Origin of the sequence: Vogesella aquatica (assembly GCF_028548455.1) — a bacterium.
Classification (GTDB): domain Bacteria; phylum Pseudomonadota; class Gammaproteobacteria; order Burkholderiales; family Chromobacteriaceae; genus Vogesella; species Vogesella aquatica.
Genome location: NZ_JAQQLF010000011.1, coordinates 1 through 15,562 on the forward strand (window position 1 = coordinate 1; position 15,562 = coordinate 15,562).

The window sequence follows — 15,562 nt, forward strand, 5'->3', positions numbered from 1 at the left end:
GGCATGGTAGAGCGCTTCAACGGGCGTATCAGTGAGGTGCTGGCCACGCACCGCTTTGAGTCTGGGCAAGATCTGGCGGCGACGCTGCTGCGTTATGTCTTGTTGTACAACCAGCATCTACCGCAAAGGATGCTGGCGCATCAGACACCATTGCTGGCGATGAAACAGTGGCAGAAATCACATCCCGAACTATTCAAAAAGCAGGTGCGTAATCGTCCGGGACTGGACACCTACTTATATCTCAGTGAAAACTGCCCTGAAGCCAATCTAGCGACCCTCTTGGCAGCCCCGATCCCGGATGTTCATGCCAAGATCAGCCAGATCAATCTGGTAGACCTCGCACAGGGAAAGGGTTTTGAATCAGCAGTGCGGGCAAGTTTGGATAGGCGTTATGCCAACTATCCCGGATTCGGCCCCAGGTTTGCTGCGCTGCCAGCATTGCAGGGCACTGTTTTAGAAGCGAAGCTGGATCAGCAGCTATTCGAGCTTGTCGAGCGTTGGCTAAATGCTCAGCTCACCAAGCCAATCGCCGAGGGGGCCGGCTATCCTGCCATTACGATTGCAGGGGTGGCCAACACACTCAATGTCTCGAATCATGTCGTGCGCACATTGCTGAACAAAGGCTTACTCCAACAAGCACCCATCGCACACACGGCACCTTTCCCTGGAAAGCGATGCGTTGCCATTGATGGAGACAGTCTGGTTGCATTCCAGCGGCTGCTCATCCCTACCCAGGATGGGAGAACAAACACTGCAGGCGTGTCTTTCTCAAGATTTGGCATCGACCATGCCACTCGACTGGAGCTCATCACGACCATCAAGTCGGGACAAACTTGCGTGCTGGCTTACGATCACCGGGTGGGGTTGCCGAGCTTGGTACTAGAGAAGCCCATCGAGCCACCGCGACATGATGGCACGGTGTCGGTTAAAGAAGCCGCTCAGCAGTTAGGTATCTATACCGATGCGATCTACCAGGTCGTCAAACTGGGGCTGATACCGCATCAAACACTCCCACGGCGATCAGTACGCATTCAAACACAAGATTTAGCGCTGTTTCATCAGAAGTACGTGTTTGTCAGAGAGCTTGCCAAGATGCTCGCCTGCAACGCTACCAACCTAGCAGACCGGTTGATCAGCATCGGTATCCAACCCGTGCATGGACCGACGATCGACGGCGGATTGGTTTATGTTTTCCTACGGGCTGACATCACCCCTGCTGTTTTAGGTCAGGTTGCCACCGCACAGAGCTACCAGAGTCGCTGTGGCCGTGGTCACAAGCAGAAAGTAAGTAGTACTGATGCCACGAAGCTGACGCTCAGGGAGACTTGCAGTCTGCTTGGACTGCCGCCCAGGCACATAGATAAGCTATGTGACAGCGGGTTGCTGACACCACTACTGCAGGATCCAATGTTGTCACAGCCGGTGTTCGACCGTCAGGAGGTCGAGCACTACAAAGCACAGTACATTTCTAACGATGACTGGCTTAATCACGAGCAAGCCTCCGATGTGGCCAAAGCGCACGGGCAAAGCTTGCGGCACTTGTTGCGCATTCCGGGATTACTCCTAGCTGAGACGAATGGGGTCTATCCAGTATTCAGCAAGGCAAAGCTGTTGAGTGCAATACAGTTCAGGCAGTCAACGCTCACACTGAAGGAGCTGGCCGCAATCAGCCAGCTCAATCCGAAAACCATCAAGCGCGAGGCGACGAGCGGTTGCCTGCAGGTGGAGGTCATTATGCTAGATGGAAAACCGCCTCGAATCTTCTTTCGCCGTGAAGCGGCAGAACTGCTCAAGAGCTCTGCGACCGCAAGAATGAACGCTGTCGCCAATACAATGGGAGGGATATCCGATGCTGGTATTTCTTGATACAGAATTCACCGACTTCGTTCAGATCGATTTAATCAGTATCGGGCTAGTGACTGAAGATGGGCGGGAGTTTTATGCCGAGCGTAATGATTATCGCCGCGAAGACTGCAGTAGCTTTGTGGTGATAGAAGTGCTTCCCTTGCTCAACCGCATACCTGGAGCGAGATGCAGTTCAGCGCATCTGAGTTTCCGTTTGCGGGAGTGGTTTGCCGCGCTTGAAGAGCCAGTAACGCTGGTCTTTGACTACCCATCAGATTGGGAGTTGTTGACTGATGCGTTACAAGGCGACTTACTCGCTGAGCTTCCGGCGAATCTGAGCGAAAATTTGCTGATCGGTCATGACATAGTTTCAGACAAAAGCTTTAAGGAAGCATATGAAGATTCGTTCGAGCAGGATTTACCACGTCACCATGCGCTTGCAGACGCCAGAGCACTAAGAAACGGCTATATAAGGTGGCAAGCAAGCTCTTTTCACCCCTAGCAATATTACTGAATCAGAAAACATAAATACATAAAAATCGGACATCAAGCTGCTCACTCAAGCAGACTTGGTGTCCGATTTTATTTTTTGATAATTAAAATTTAATATGTGACATGTATTTCCCAATCCATTTTTTCGCTTTCCACCCCAAGCTTGGTATCGGCACACCATAAAAACAATGAGCATTGATAGTGGAAAAATCTGGAGATAGTGCAAATTTTATTAGCTCTACGTAGTATGCGTAGCGTTGCATTACCACACTAAGCATCACCCCACCAATTGACAAGCCTCCAAAAAATGCGACCCCAAAATACAAAGCATTGTATGCAATCGAGCTCTCTACGTTTGGAAATTCATTCCACGCAGCCCAACCCATGGTTGCCAGAGACATAATCGCTATTTTATCTGGGCCGCCTAAAAACATCATTAATCTTGCCTGAATTCTCGCAATCTTAGTTTCAAATATTTGCTGCGCCAGCCGTAGATGTTCAGAAGAGAACTTTCTTAACTCCAGGGCCTTCCCCATATCAAACTCTACTTCTATCAAAAAGCGCCTCATTGCATCATTTCTAAAATTAAGCATTAATAGAAAAATTGGCAATATATCTATAAAGACAAAAAATATAGCAGAAACCATTGAGCCAAAACCAACAATCCTTGCCACATCTATGAAGAATGGAGAAAGATCTCCCCCTGCGATCTTCCAGCCAGCCAAAGCCAATAGCAATATGAAAAGCGCTGCAGCCAATTTTTTGACTAGCCGTGAGAACTTTGCAAACCGTTCCTCTAGTACTGAAGTTGTTTCGTTAGGACCAACTGGTTCCATTTTCCCAAGAACTTCAAATAGTAGTTTCATTTCTGCATTCATTTGCAACCATTCATTACAAGTGTTTTTATAGCAATACTCAGCCCTTCGTTGCTGAATGGGCTAGCCACTGGCACACAATAAAACAATGTCATTGCCTACTGCAAGTACAGGCAGCCACTGGTAGCCATCTCTGATGGCCGCAAGCAACAAGAGTTGCCCTACCCGCTGGCTTGCTTGTGACACCACATGAATAGTCAGATGGATATTTCATTCTTTGGCTAAAAAATAGCGAATTTTCATTGTTTGACTAAAAAAGTATCCAAAAAATAAATGATCACCACCGGCTAACTAATTGAATTTACGGAAAGCGCAATTTCACACTTTGGCTTCTCTGACATGAGCAAATCAAAAGCATGCTGCGGCATGCTTTTTTTGACACAATAGATATGACAGGGGGGCTACATGAAATTTAGCGTTTATTTTAATATCAACAAATCTCAGTCCGAGCTAGATTTTGTCGACATCCCGCTGGATACAGACATTCCGCTTTTTATTGATCCGTATGCACTAATAAACAACGAATCCATATGGCATCAAGAATGTGCGGAAAATGTTCAATCTTATTTTCTATCCCTAATTGAATCCATAAAACATAACGACACTGCCAAATCATGGGAGTTGCTTTCCCATCTTTCAGAACCAAGAGAAACCCACCTCGGCCTTTCCAGTGGAAAATCCAATGGAAAAGGAATAGGAGGATTTCAAGCAAAACTCCTTCATGAAAAATTAAAGAGCAGCGAGGCCGTAAAATCTGGAATACTGTCCAGTATTTCAGAGCTGGAATTAATGATTGACGGGGTTGGACACGACAAAATATCCGACCTAACGACAAACTTAATACGGCACCAATTAATTGAATACACTCAAAATCAATGCAAAAATTATGCAATTGAAATGCAAAATGTGCCCTCTGGGTTTTATTGGGACACTCAGAATGAAAAATGGGCACAATGCTTTACTCAGCTACCAGTTGCAAACGGTGAAAAGATAATTCTCGTTCCGAAAACAATTGTTTGTTGGACAATGTCAGTAAATCACCAAGAGTATTACCAACATTTTGTTTTAAACTTCCTACAAGAGCATCACATAAACATACATAGCTCTCTTGTTAAGCTCTTAAAGGATGGCACCCCAAAAGTAACCAAAAAAAGCCTAAAGGAAGAATACCCGCTAACAAAAGAATTTCTTTTTGAGTTTACAAAAAAATATCCAGCGGTAATTGAACGATACAGGGACGATATAAAATTCAGCAAGGCCCCCACGGATTTTGAGATTGCTTCAACACAAGGAGATGATTTCGACATAACCAAAACCGCCTCTGAATTAAAAAATATAATAAAATCAATCGAAGAAGGAAAATCTGAGGCATATGCATATCAAGACGCCATGCTATGCGCTCTATTGTTTATTTTTGGAAAAAACTTAGTCAACCCAAAACTAGAAAGAGAAATACATGACGGCCGAAAAAGAATCGACATCACGTTTCTCAACAATGCAAAAGATGGTTTTTTCTATCGGGCATTAAAATCACCGCACCTCAATGCGGTTGAAATATCATTTGAATGCAAAAATTACTCATCAGACCCAAAAAATCCAGAGCTAGATCAACTGGCCGGAAGATTTTCACCAAATAGAGGCTGGGTTGGGTTTATTCTTGCCAGGAAGTGCACCAACAAATCTCTATTTGAAAAACGCTGCAAGGATACATTTTTAGATGGGCGAGGACTAATAGTTCCTTTATACGATGAAGATATCTTCTCCCTGCTGGATATGGCATCGATAGAAGATTATATTTCTATCAATTCAATGCTGGATGATATCTATCGAAAGATTTCTTCATAACCCCATAGTAATAGCCCGGACATCGTTCCGGGTTTTTCTTTACCCGTAGCCGGATAAGCCTGGCCGCATCCGGGGATTTGCTCACCTTACAAGAATCAATCACGCGACACATTGAGGCCATCTCCTCCGCTCACATTTTGCTTTGCGGCCAACGTTGGCGAGTCCACGGATGCGTCTTTGGCTTATCCGGGCTACGGGTCAGAATGCCAACTCGGTGCTGATTCACGGCCATCCTCATGACGAGGTTTAATGGCACAAAGGCCCTGCAATTGAAAAAGGCCCTGCATCGCAGGGCCTTTTTACATGGCTGATGTACCTGGCAATCAAGTCGCATTCACCAGCTGATTACTCTCCAGCGGCACAAACTGCATGGTGTTGCCATCCAGCTCGTAGCCCGGATAAGGCGCAGCCGCATCCTGGGAACAACGTCACCATAAAAGGTTGGCCGCACACCCCTTACCCGGTATGCGGCCAACCTTTTTGCATTCAGCCTCGCCCGCTACCTGTTTGCCGGCGCTGCGCCATTCCCGGATGTGCCGCTGGCCTATGCGGGCGTGTTTCACAGCGGCAGGCGGTAGTCTGCTTTCACTTCTTTCAGCGCCAGGTTGGAGTGAATGGTGTGTATGCCGGGGATGGCGCGCAGCCACTCTACAAACTGGCTGTAGTGGTCCAGGTTGCTGGCCACCACCAGCAGCATGTAGTCGGCGTTGCCGGTGACTTTGTGGCATGTCAGCACCTGGGCGTGGTCGCGTACCAGGGCTTCGAATGCGGCGGGCTGCGGGTTGCCTACGCTGGCAAAGCTCAGGCTGACATAGGCAAACACGTCCAGGCCCAGGCGGCGGCGGTCCAGGTTGGCCTGGTAGCCGCGGATATAGCCGTCGTCCTGCAGCCGTTTGAGGCGGCGCCAGCACGGCGTCACGCTAAGGGCCAGGCGCTCGGCCAGCTGAGGGGTAGACAGTGCGCCGTCCTGCTGTACATGGCGCAGTATGGCCAGGTCGGTATCGTCCAGCGCTGCGGTGGGGTTTTCTTTTTTCATATTTGCTTTTCTAGCCGTTTTCTTTTCCGGATGCTGGCCAACAATAGCAAGAAAAGCAAAATTTTTGCCAGCGGTGCGCCGTAGACTATCTGGCATCCCTTTCTGACAAGAGCGCCCGCCATGCTGACCGTCTACAGCCCAGACCACCAACTGCATCACGCCAGCGAACTGAAAGACGGCAAGGTATCGCCGTGTTTTGAAATGCCGCAGCGCGCCGAAATCGTGCTGGCGCGCAGCCTGCAGGTAGGGCTGGGCGATATCGTGCCTCCGCAGGCTTTCGGGCCGCAACACTACGCCCGCGTGCACAGCGCGCGTTATGTGCGCTTTTTGCAGCAAGCGTGGGGCGAGTGGCAGGCGCTGGGCCATAGCCACGATGCGCTGCCGTTAGTGTGGCCGGTGCGCGATTTGCGTAGCGACATCGAGCCGGAGCATATCGACGGCAAGCTGGGCTTTTATGCCATGGACGCCGGCGTGGCCATTACCGCCGGCACCTGGCAGGCCGTAAGCAGCAGCGCCAACCTGGCGCTAACCGGCGCCAGCCTGCTGCACGGCGGCCTGCACAGCGCCTTTGCCCTGTGCCGCCCGCCCGGCCACCACGCCGCCGCCGAGTATATGGGCGGCTATTGCTACCTGAATAACGCCGCCATTGCCGCGCAGTGGAGCCTGGACAACGGCAGCCGGCGCGTGGCGGTGCTGGATGTGGATTTTCACCACGGCAACGGCACGCAGAGCATCTTTTACGACCGTAGCGACGTGCTGTTTGTGTCGCTGCACGGCGACCCGCGCCGCTCCTACCCGTATTTTTCCGGCCACCGCGACGAAACCGGCCGTGGCGCCGGCCTGGGCTTTAACCTGAACTACCCGCTGCCGCACGGCACGGCGTGGGATGGCTACGGCGAGGCGCTGCAGCACGCCTGCGGCCAACTGCGCCAATACCGGCCCGACCTGCTGGTGGTGTCGCTGGGGGTGGATACCTACGAAGGCGACCCGATCAGCCACTTCCGCCTGGGTACGGGCGATTTCAGCCGCATCGGCGCCGCCATTGCCGCGGTGGGCGTGCCGACGCTGTTTGTAATGGAAGGCGGCTATATGGTGGACGAAATCGGCATCAATGCCGTGAACGTGCTGCAGGGCTTTGAACACGCGGCCTGACGGGGTGGGTGTGGGGTGGGCTTACGCTGGCGGCCGCACGGTGTGATGTGCGGGCGCGCGCAGGCACAGCCCGCTGTCAAAGCTTGGCCGCATCGCCGGCAGCATGCGGCCAACTTGTTGCTGTCGCCCTCGGCGGCTGTGCGAATACTGCTCGCTATCCGGCAGAAACAATCCGGGGCACCATTAGCAGACAATGGCGTGGCGCTGCGGGCCTTAGTCGGGGAAACGTTCTACGTGCGTTTCACCCTTGCGCCCCAGATACACCACGTGGCGGCCGGCGATCCATACAGTGTAGGCGGCGCAGCCGGCTTGCTGCGACAGCTGCTTGAACTCGGGGTACATCACCCGCCCCTGCTGTGCACCGACAATGGCGGCGCGGATGGCGGCGATGTCAAAGGTATCGGCTATACCGTGTGCCGGGCGCCCGAAGCTGAAGTCGGCGGTGCTGCCATCCGGCAGGTAATAGGTGGTGCGCCCGCTGCGGTAGTCCACGTGGTAGGACTCCACGCCGGCCTCGATCAGCTGGCCGATAACCTGGCCAAAATGAATGGTGCCCTGGTTGGAGGCGTCAAAGGTGCTGCGGATGCGGGTGTGCACGGTGTCGTTCATGATGGGTTTTCCTGGCGTGTGCGGTGAGGTCAGTCGGTGGGAAGGTCTTTTAGCTGGTGGTGCTGTACCAGCGCTTTCATCAGCATGGCCAGCGCTTCGCGTTCGGCAGCAGGCAGGTGGCCAAAGAAGTGGGCGTCGTTGGTGTCGGCCAACGCGGCCAGCGCCGGAACCAGCGTTTTGCCCGCATCCGTCAGGCGCAGGCTTTGCTCACGGGCACGGCCATCGGCCAGCTGGCGCTCGGCCAGGCCTTTTTCCTGCAGGCGGGAAACCACTTTCGACGCGGCGCCCTTGGTCATGCCCAGCGCCTGGATCAGCTCGGCGTGCGTGGTGTCGGCTTGCGCCCACAGCGTGCGCAGGGCTACCCATTCGGTAACGGTAACCCCCTGCGCTTCCAGCAGCTGCCGGAAGCGACCGGAAACGTGGTTGGAAACAAAACGCAACCAGAAGCCCAGGTGGTCTTCCAGCGGCGAGGGGGTGAGCGGGTTGTCTGGCTTATCCATTAGGTTTCTCCGGAAACTTTCTGCATGTTAGTTTCCATGGAAACACCTGTCAACCAGATGCTGATGCCCTGATTGCGGCCAACCTTCCTGCGGCTTGCCAAGCCCGGCCAGCACGTTCGCCAGCCACCGCCGCCCCGCCGGCAGTTGACACGCCCACGGCTAGCTGCCACCCTTCCACCCTCATTTTTTTCTGCCCTCACCTGCCATGAACATTACCAAAGACACCGCCGTTACCCTGCGCATGAAAGTTACCGACAGCCAGGGCAATATCTACGACGACGGCAAGAAGCCGGTTTCTTACCTGCACGGCGACTACGACAACCTGTTTGCCAAGCTGGAAGCAGCGCTGGAAGGCCAGGAAGCCGGCTACCAGACCACGCTGGAACTGAGCCCTGCCGACGCGTTTGGCGAGCGTGACGAAGCGCTGGTCACCACCATGGCCAAGGTGGATTTCCCGCCTGGCGTGAAGGTTGGCGGCCAGATCCAGCGCACCGGCCCGGATGGCGAGCCGCGCTACTATTTTGTGACCAAAATCAAAGGCCCTACCGTGCTGCTGGACGGTAACCACCCGCTGTGCGGCAAAACCCTGCGCTTCGCCATCAAGGTGGTAGACGTGCGCGCGGCCACGGCCGAAGAAATTGCCCACCAGCACGTACACGGCGAACACGGCCACCAGCACTGATTGCCGCTGGCCGGTACCCACACAGCCCTCCCTTGCGGAGGGCTTTTTTTGGCCTGCACCGTACGCGCGGCAGCCAATTGCCAATCGGTACGACATGGCTGGTGTCTTTACCCCAACCGCCTGATAAGGGCAGCGCTGCTTTTCAGGCAGACCGGCAGGTTTGACCCGCTACGGCCTTTAAGCTCCGCATCTGCTCCACTCCAAGCAAAATTTATTGATATTAAATTGCAAAATGCATTTTCTATATTGAAATGCACGTGAAATGGCCTACAACAACTTATGCCAATCACATTTCGTGATGGCCGACATGTCTGTACCAGCCATTGAAAAAGGAGCGCAAATGGATGCTTATATGGGAACCATCACCATGTATGGTTTTAACTATGCCCCGCAAGACTGGGCTCTCTGCCAAGGTCAAACCTACCAGGTGAGCCAGTATCAGGCGCTGTACTCACTGTTGGGCACCCTGTATGGCGGCACCGCATCGCAAAACTTCAAGCTGCCCAATCTGACTGGCCGCATGCCTATCGGTACCGGCCCGGCGCAGCCTGCTTCTAACCTGCCAGCCTACAACCCCGGCCAGTTTGGTGGTGCCCAGAATGTGGCGCTAAGCGTGGCCAATATGCCTGCGCACTCGCACACGGCGACATCCATGGCGGTAACATTTCATGCGGCTGGCACACCTACCCCGGCCGTGCCCGCCTCTGCCCCAAGTGCCAGCAATCCTTATCTGGGGGCTTCCGGCGCCGGCACCGGCCTGGCCACGGTCTGGAGTACTGCACTGAATAACCCGGTATCGGTGCAGGGCCTGTCTGCCACCGGCAATACCGACCTGACTGGTGGCAACGCACCGGTATCGGTGCTGAACCCCTTCCTGGCGTTGAACTTCTGTATCGCTATTAACGGCCTGTATCCGGTACGCCCATAACCTGCCCCTTGCCCCGTGCGGTGCCATGCCGGGGCATTTTCTATGGAAAGATGACTATGCTGGCGAACATTCAAGCCCAGGATTTCATGCCCTTGCTCGGGCAGCCTTGCCTGATGTGTAACGAGCAGTTTGCCACGGGGATTACCTTGCATATCCAGGCAATTCGCCTGCGCCCTCAGGCTCAGCTGCCGGGCAGCGCGCGCAGCCCGTTCGTGGTGGAGCTGGCCATGCCGGAGCCGGCCCCCATAGGCGACCTGCAGGGCCAGTTGCGGCTGCCGGCAGCGGCTGGTGGTAGCGACATTACGCTGGATGAAGTCTGGGTTGGCCGCGTGGCAGCCGCCGGGCGCGACCCGGCCTGGGCTTACTTTCAGCTGCCATTCAATTAGCCTTTCTTGGCACAGATAGGCAGGGTGTTATCTGGCGGGCCCGCTGCCAACAGCGGGCCCGCGTTCAGGCTGGTAGCGCGGCAGCCTGGCGCGGCTGTGCCGGGTCTTGCTGTGGGTGCCATACCAGCTTGTCGGCCATTTCACTCTGCTCTGCCACCATAAAGCCCAGCGACAAATATAGCTGGCGAGCCGCTACATTGCTTTTCCATACCACCACGGTGAGCGGGGCGCGCACCTGCCAGGCAGCCTGTTGCAGGTGCTGCAAAACCTGTTTGCCATAGCCCATGCCACGCAGCGCCGGTAGCATCGCCAAAAAGATGATATGCACGGCCTGCTCGCCAAAATCGACCAGGGTGACACCAATGGGCTGGCCATCCTGTTCGATGATGAAATGCATGGCTCCCGGGTGCGCTTGCTCGGCACCGCGCAGCAGCACTTCTTGCTGCAGCTGGATAATCGACTCGATCAGGTCGGTTTCCCCATCGATATATTGCAAATCCGGCCGGGCGCTGCTGAATACTTGCTGGATAAAGGGCTGGTCCTGGCTGCGCGAAGGGCGTAGACCCAGGGCAAAATTCGATGACATAAGGTTTAGCATTGCCGCCTCTTTTGATTGAACCCACTGAGCCATCAGTATAATCGATGCAATTTGCATTAAAAGAAAAACCATCAGGCACAGCGAGCTAAAGGCAAGGTTGGCCGCAGGGCACTGGCGTGGCAGGCGGCAGCGGCCTATCATCCACCCCCCGCTTTTGTTGCGAGTTGCCATGCCTTATCTATTGATTGTTACCGCCCTGTGGGCATTTTCTTTTAGCCTGATCGGCCAGTACCTGGCCGGGCAAGTGGACAGTGATTTTGCCGTACTGCTGCGCGTGCTGATTGCTGCCGCGCTGTTTTTACCGTTTACCGTGTGGCGCGGCCTGCCTGCACGGCTGCTGGGCGGCTTCTGGCTGGCCGGGGCGCTGCAGTTTGGCGTGACTTACCTGTGCCTGTACCGCAGCTTTCAGGTATTGACCGTGCCGGAGGTGCTGCTGTTTACCGTGCTGACGCCACTGTATGTCACGCTGTTTGACGATGCGCTGGCACGCCGCTTCAACCCCTGGGCGCTGCTGGCCGCTGCCGTAGCGGTAGGTGGCGGGGTGATCATCCGTTTCCAGCCGCTGGAAGGCGAATACCTGACCGGCTTCTTGCTGCTGCAGCTGGCCAACTTTACCTTTGCCGCCGGCCAGGTGCTGTGCCGCCGCTTGCTGCAGCAGTACCCGGTAAGCCAGCCGCTGCACCACTACTTTGGCCATTTCTTTCTGGGTGCGCTGCTGCTGGCGCTGCCGTCTTTCCTGCTGTTTGGTGATATGCAACGGCTGCCGCATACGGCGCTGCAGTGGGGGGTACTGGTTTACATGGGGGTGTTTGCCACGGCGCTGGGCATGTACTGGTGGGTAAAAGGCAGCACAAAGGTGAGCGCCGGTACGCTGGCCATCATGAACGAGCTGCACGTGCCGGCCGGCCTACTGGTAAACGTGCTGATCTGGAACCGCGACGCCGACCTGCCGCGCCTGGCACTGGGTGGTGCTGTGATCATGGCGTCGCTGTGGATCAACCGCCGGGGCCGTGCGCGGCCAGGCGTGCAGGCCTAGGCGGGCATGCGGCCAACCCTGCCCGGGCCAGGTGCCAGGCTGCTGGCCAGGTAGCCACACACCCGGCCGGGCCGGCAGTTACAGGTGGCGCTCAAAATGCCCTACCAGCCGCCGCAGGTCGCTGGCTGTGGCGTGCAGCTGCCCGGCATAGCGGTGTGTCATGCCGATATTCTGGCTGTTCTGCTCGGTCAGCACGTTCATGGCTTCCATATTCAGCGCCACTTCACTCGATGTGGACGATTGCTGCTGCAGCATGTCTGCCACGGTTTGCGACGCCGATGATACCCCCTGGCTGGCTTGGCGGATGGCATCCAGGCTATGGCTGGCTACCTGTACGGCATGCTCTACCTGAGACACTTGGGCCAGGGCATCCTCAATATGGTGGGTTACCTCTCCGGTACGTTGCAGCAGTACATTGATGGATTGTTCGATTTCTTTGGTATTGCCCGCCGTGCGCTCTGCCAGGCTGCGCACCTCGTCGGCGACGACGGCAAAACCACGACCAGCCTCCCCCGCCCTGGCGGCTTCGATCGCTGCGTTCAAGGCCAGCAGGTTGGTCTGGTTGGCAATTTCCTTGATCACCAGCGCCACCGAGCCGATGTCCTGGGTAGATTGCTGCAGGATGCTGATCGCGTCGCAGGTCGCGTTGAATTCCTTCATGGCACGGCGGGTGGCGTGCTCGGTTTGCTGCATGGCTTGCTCACCCTCTACCGTCAGGTGGCGGGCTTCTTCGGCATGGCCGGCACCGGTGCGGGTGGCGTGGGAAATTTCGCTGACCGATACCGATAGTTGCTCCAGGGCGGCCGCAACGCGGCTGATGCCTTCCAGCGCTTCTTCACCACGGCTCTGCAGCGTGGTGGCTTCTTCGTGTACCGATGCCGCAATGCGGCCAACATCACCCGCGCCGCCAACAACGTCGGCAATGATGACACGGGTGTTGATGCGCATGGTCTCCAGCGCCTCGGCCATCACCCGCATCTCGGTACAGCCGGTACGCACAAAGGGCTGGGAAAAATTACCCTCGGTAAGCTGCTGTACACCTTGGTGAATATCTCTCAGCGGCGCCGCAATCTGGTGGCGCAGGGCAAGCGCCCCGGCTACCAGCCAGACAGTGGCCAGCATGTTCACTGCCATATGAAAATGGTCTGGCAGCAGTAGCTCGGACAGCAGGGCGATGACCGTGGGCAGCACCACCGCCAGCAGCAAGCGGTTCAGGCTGAGCCCCGGGTCGTAGCGGGTGCGCGGCATGACGGCTTGCCCACTGCGTATGCCGGCGTACAGCTTTTCGGCAGCGGCTACCTGCTGGCGGTCCGGGCTATTGCGTACTGACATATAGCCGGTAATCTGGCCATGCTCGCATATCGGGGTGGCGTAGGCATCCACCCAGTAAAAATCCCCGTCTTTGCTGCGGTTCTTTACCAGGCCGCGCCATGGGTGGCCGGCTTGTATGGTTTGCCACATGTCGTCAAAGGCTTCTGCGGGCATGTCCGGGTGGCGCACGATGTTGTGCGGCTGGCCCAGTAGCTCTGCCTCGGTAAACCCGCTGATTTCAATGAATGCGCGGTTGGCGTAGACAATCTGGCCCTTCAGGTCGGTTTTGGTAACGATGGGGCGTTTCGCGTCTAGCAGCAGTTCTTTGTCTGTTACCGGCAGGTTATTTCGCATGGCCAGTTTCTCCTGTAGAAACCATGGGTGCCAAAGGGGTGTTTCCGTCTATGTCCGGTATAGCAAGTACCCTGTCATTTGCAAAATAGACCGCTAGCAAGTTTGTCCAATAGCAATATATCGCCGGCACGCACCGGCGTGGCCATCTCGTTAGTGCGCTAGCTGCAGCACCAGCGTTGCCGCAGCAGCGTGTCAATGGCAAGCAGGTGCTCGGGGGAATGCAGCTGCTTGCGCTGTGGGGCGGGCTGCCCGGCTTGGCTACCCTGCAGCCATTTGTAGAATGTGCCACGCGATATACCGTGCTTCTGGCATAGCACAGACACATTGCGCACGGTCTTGTAGTCGTTCAATACAGCCAGGCGCTTTTTATCCGGGTAACACATAGGGCCTCCTCTGGCGGGGTTACAGCTGGTCAGTACTGCACGCCCTGCGCCTGTCCGGACAAACCGGCACCTGCTGCGATATAGCCAGGGGCGGGCGGGCAAAGCGCTGGGCAAGCGGTGCGGCCGGCTTGCCTTGCAAATATAATTTAAGGTGTAATTTCTATTTGTTTATTATTGGCCATATTGAAAGCAATGTGTTTAATATGGTTTTTTATTTTTTAACCGAATAAATTGTAATAACGCCATTCATTCCAAGATTTGATGCAGATCAAATGACAAAACCATGATTGGCAGTTGAGCACGCCCCCTCTCCGCCGCCACACGCCAGCAGACGCCACAAAAGCCCCTGCACCACTACGGCACCTTGCTGTACCCTGTGCGCCTTTATCAATGCTGCGGGCCCGCGCCCACCGTCATACCGAATTACCCATGCGTATCCAGGACTTGCACCAGATGTTGGCCGCCATTGGCGCGCGCCCCTGCCACATTGGCCGTATCAACCGTGCTTGGCTGAAGGGCTTGCCGCTGGATAGCGGCACGCGCCACCAGAAAAGCGAACACTACTTCCCGCTGCCGGTGCGCGAGGGCCTGCCGGCCATTGGCGCGCAGCTCGAAGCGCTGGCGCGTATCGAGTCACAACACCCCGGCGCCGATGGCTCGCTGCGCTTGCTGGTAGCGCTGGCAGACGGCCAAAGCGTGGAAAGCGTGCTATTGCCCCGCGACGGGCTGTGCGTGTCCAGCCAGGTGGGCTGTGCCGTGGGTTGCACGTTTTGCATGACCGGCAAGAGCGGCCTGCTGCGCCAGCTGGGCAGCGCCGAAATCGTGGCGCAAGTGGTGCTGGCGCGGCGGCTGCGCCCGGTAAAGAAGGTGGTATTCATGGGTATGGGCGAGCCGGCCCATAATCTGGACAATGTGCTGGAGGCCATTCACTGGCTGGGCAGCGACGGCAATATCGGCCACAAGAACCTGGTGCTGTCTACCGTGGGCGATCCGCGGGTATTCGAGCGCCTGCCGCAGATGCAGGTCAAACCGGCACTGGCGTTATCGCTGCACACAACCGATAGCGCCCTGCGTGCACGCCTGCTGCCGCGCGCACCGCGTTATGAGCCCGCCGAGCTAGTGGCGCTGGGCGACGCCTATGCGCACCAGGTGGGCTACCCCATCCAGTACCAGTGGACACTGCTGGCCGGCGTAAATGATAGCCAGCAGGAAATGGACGGCATCATCCGCCTGCTGAAAGGCCGCTTTGGCCTGCTGAACCTGATTCCGTACAACAGTGTGGAAGGCGACCACTACCAGCGCCCGCCAGCCGGTGCCGTAGCCGACATGCGCCGCTATCTGCACAGCCATGGCGTGCTCACCAAGGTGCGCGACTCTGCCGGGCAAGACGTGGACGGCGGCTGCGGCCAACTACGCGCCCGCGCGGCCGATATCATCGACCACAGCCGGCTGCTGCGCCGCACCAGGGTACCCAAACCGGCTTGATGCCGCCGGCGGCGCTTCAAAAAAACCGAAACAGCCCGTCAGCTT

The 15,562-nt window shown here is 56.0% G+C and carries 15 protein-coding genes and 1 pseudogene; 9 read left to right on the top strand and 7 right to left on the bottom strand.

From position 1 onward, the window contains the following. Positions 1 to 228, top strand: a pseudogene (locus tag PQU95_RS09890) (IS481 family transposase); the annotation flags it as partial. 1,621 nt (positions 229 to 1,849) lie between these two features. Further along, on the top strand, positions 1,850 to 2,347 hold the full coding sequence (locus PQU95_RS09895) for a 3'-5' exoribonuclease (RefSeq protein ID WP_272751841.1): 498 nt from the start codon (positions 1,850 to 1,852) through the stop codon (positions 2,345 to 2,347). Positions 2,348 to 2,441: 94 nt separating this feature from the next. On the opposite strand, the gene PQU95_RS09900 is transcribed toward PQU95_RS09895, so the two are convergent. After that, positions 2,442 to 3,203, bottom strand: a complete 762-nt coding sequence (locus PQU95_RS09900) for a YuaM family protein (RefSeq protein ID WP_272751842.1) — start codon at positions 3,201 to 3,203, stop codon at positions 2,442 to 2,444. 414 nt (positions 3,204 to 3,617) lie between these two features. Here PQU95_RS09900 and PQU95_RS09905 point away from each other — a divergent pair, with 414 nt between their 5' ends. After that, the gene (locus PQU95_RS09905) at positions 3,618 to 5,057 is read left to right on the top strand and encodes a DUF8370 family protein (protein ID WP_272751843.1); all 1,440 of its coding nucleotides are present in this window, start codon (positions 3,618 to 3,620) and stop codon (positions 5,055 to 5,057) included. A 559-nt stretch (positions 5,058 to 5,616) separates the two neighbouring features. On the opposite strand, the gene PQU95_RS09910 is transcribed toward PQU95_RS09905, so the two are convergent. Beyond that, a complete protein-coding gene (locus PQU95_RS09910; RefSeq protein WP_227303442.1) occupies positions 5,617 to 6,093 on the bottom strand; it encodes an Lrp/AsnC family transcriptional regulator in 477 nt (158 codons plus the stop codon). A gap of 120 nt (positions 6,094 to 6,213) precedes the next feature. Between PQU95_RS09910 and PQU95_RS09915 the strand changes: the two genes are divergently transcribed. Then, complete coding sequence (locus tag PQU95_RS09915; RefSeq protein WP_272751844.1) at positions 6,214 to 7,245, top strand: histone deacetylase family protein; 1,032 nt, start codon at positions 6,214 to 6,216, stop codon at positions 7,243 to 7,245. Positions 7,246 to 7,458: 213 nt separating this feature from the next. Here the strand turns inward: PQU95_RS09915 and PQU95_RS09920 are convergent, their stop codons facing one another. Together PQU95_RS09920 and PQU95_RS09925 are read right to left on the bottom strand one after the other, a co-directional pair. Next, positions 7,459 to 7,854, bottom strand: a complete 396-nt coding sequence (locus PQU95_RS09920) for a DUF1398 domain-containing protein (RefSeq protein ID WP_272751845.1) — start codon at positions 7,852 to 7,854, stop codon at positions 7,459 to 7,461. A gap of 29 nt (positions 7,855 to 7,883) precedes the next feature. Further along, positions 7,884 to 8,354 carry a MarR family winged helix-turn-helix transcriptional regulator gene (locus tag PQU95_RS09925; RefSeq protein ID WP_272751846.1) on the bottom strand — a complete coding sequence of 157 codons (471 nt, stop codon included), beginning with the start codon at positions 8,352 to 8,354 and terminating at the stop codon, positions 7,884 to 7,886. A 205-nt stretch (positions 8,355 to 8,559) separates the two neighbouring features. Between PQU95_RS09925 and PQU95_RS09930 the strand changes: the two genes are divergently transcribed. From PQU95_RS09930 to PQU95_RS09940, 3 genes are all read left to right on the top strand, one after another. Then, positions 8,560 to 9,036: an FKBP-type peptidyl-prolyl cis-trans isomerase gene (locus PQU95_RS09930; RefSeq protein WP_227303428.1), complete on the top strand. Its 477-nt coding sequence runs from the start codon at positions 8,560 to 8,562 to the stop codon at positions 9,034 to 9,036. Between the two features lie 340 nt (positions 9,037 to 9,376). Further along, complete coding sequence (locus PQU95_RS09935; protein ID WP_272751847.1) at positions 9,377 to 9,964, top strand: phage tail protein; 588 nt, start codon at positions 9,377 to 9,379, stop codon at positions 9,962 to 9,964. A 56-nt stretch (positions 9,965 to 10,020) separates the two neighbouring features. Beyond that, positions 10,021 to 10,350 (top strand): hypothetical protein, encoded by a 330-nt coding sequence (locus PQU95_RS09940; protein WP_272751848.1) that lies wholly within the window; start codon positions 10,021 to 10,023, stop codon positions 10,348 to 10,350. A 64-nt stretch (positions 10,351 to 10,414) separates the two neighbouring features. On the opposite strand, the gene PQU95_RS09945 is transcribed toward PQU95_RS09940, so the two are convergent. Beyond that, positions 10,415 to 10,948, bottom strand: a complete 534-nt coding sequence (locus PQU95_RS09945; protein ID WP_272751849.1) for a GNAT family N-acetyltransferase — start codon at positions 10,946 to 10,948, stop codon at positions 10,415 to 10,417. 169 nt (positions 10,949 to 11,117) lie between these two features. Between PQU95_RS09945 and PQU95_RS09950 the strand changes: the two genes are divergently transcribed. Beyond that, positions 11,118 to 11,984, top strand: coding sequence for a carboxylate/amino acid/amine transporter (locus PQU95_RS09950; protein WP_272751850.1), 867 nt, complete (start codon positions 11,118 to 11,120; stop codon positions 11,982 to 11,984). A 78-nt stretch (positions 11,985 to 12,062) separates the two neighbouring features. On the opposite strand, the gene PQU95_RS09955 is transcribed toward PQU95_RS09950, so the two are convergent. Together PQU95_RS09955 and PQU95_RS09960 are read right to left on the bottom strand one after the other, a co-directional pair. Then, a complete protein-coding gene (locus PQU95_RS09955; RefSeq protein ID WP_272751851.1) occupies positions 12,063 to 13,649 on the bottom strand; it encodes a methyl-accepting chemotaxis protein in 1,587 nt (528 codons plus the stop codon). A 158-nt stretch (positions 13,650 to 13,807) separates the two neighbouring features. After that, positions 13,808 to 14,032, bottom strand: a complete 225-nt coding sequence (locus PQU95_RS09960; protein WP_272751852.1) for a helix-turn-helix domain-containing protein — start codon at positions 14,030 to 14,032, stop codon at positions 13,808 to 13,810. A 429-nt stretch (positions 14,033 to 14,461) separates the two neighbouring features. Here PQU95_RS09960 and PQU95_RS09965 point away from each other — a divergent pair, with 429 nt between their 5' ends. Further along, positions 14,462 to 15,517 carry an RNA methyltransferase gene (locus PQU95_RS09965; RefSeq protein ID WP_272751853.1) on the top strand — a complete coding sequence of 352 codons (1,056 nt, stop codon included), beginning with the start codon at positions 14,462 to 14,464 and terminating at the stop codon, positions 15,515 to 15,517. The last annotated feature ends 45 nt before the right edge of the window (positions 15,518 to 15,562 follow it).

Excerpts from the sequence above, each read along its gene's own strand:
- PQU95_RS09950 (WP_272751850.1), top strand. The coding sequence starts at position 11,118 with ATGCCTTATCTATTGATTGTTACCGCCCTGTGGGCATTTTCTTTTAGC.
- PQU95_RS09965 (WP_272751853.1), top strand. The coding sequence starts at position 14,462 with ATGCGTATCCAGGACTTGCACCAGATGTTGGCCGCCATTGGCGCGCGC.
- PQU95_RS09935 (WP_272751847.1), top strand. The coding sequence starts at position 9,377 with ATGGATGCTTATATGGGAACCATCACCATGTATGGTTTTAACTATGCC.
- PQU95_RS09925 (WP_272751846.1), bottom strand. The coding sequence starts at position 8,354 with ATGGATAAGCCAGACAACCCGCTCACCCCCTCGCCGCTGGAAGACCAC.
- PQU95_RS09905 (WP_272751843.1), top strand. The coding sequence starts at position 3,618 with ATGAAATTTAGCGTTTATTTTAATATCAACAAATCTCAGTCCGAGCTA.
- PQU95_RS09895 (WP_272751841.1), top strand. The coding sequence starts at position 1,850 with ATGCTGGTATTTCTTGATACAGAATTCACCGACTTCGTTCAGATCGAT.
- PQU95_RS09930 (WP_227303428.1), top strand. The coding sequence starts at position 8,560 with ATGAACATTACCAAAGACACCGCCGTTACCCTGCGCATGAAAGTTACC.
- PQU95_RS09945 (WP_272751849.1), bottom strand. The coding sequence starts at position 10,948 with ATGCTAAACCTTATGTCATCGAATTTTGCCCTGGGTCTACGCCCTTCG.
- PQU95_RS09955 (WP_272751851.1), bottom strand. The coding sequence starts at position 13,649 with ATGCGAAATAACCTGCCGGTAACAGACAAAGAACTGCTGCTAGACGCG.
- PQU95_RS09915 (WP_272751844.1), top strand. The coding sequence starts at position 6,214 with ATGCTGACCGTCTACAGCCCAGACCACCAACTGCATCACGCCAGCGAA.
- PQU95_RS09920 (WP_272751845.1), bottom strand. The coding sequence starts at position 7,854 with ATGAACGACACCGTGCACACCCGCATCCGCAGCACCTTTGACGCCTCC.
- PQU95_RS09960 (WP_272751852.1), bottom strand. The coding sequence starts at position 14,032 with ATGTGTTACCCGGATAAAAAGCGCCTGGCTGTATTGAACGACTACAAG.
- PQU95_RS09900 (WP_272751842.1), bottom strand. The coding sequence starts at position 3,203 with ATGAAACTACTATTTGAAGTTCTTGGGAAAATGGAACCAGTTGGTCCT.
- PQU95_RS09910 (WP_227303442.1), bottom strand. The coding sequence starts at position 6,093 with ATGAAAAAAGAAAACCCCACCGCAGCGCTGGACGATACCGACCTGGCC.
- PQU95_RS09940 (WP_272751848.1), top strand. The coding sequence starts at position 10,021 with ATGCTGGCGAACATTCAAGCCCAGGATTTCATGCCCTTGCTCGGGCAG.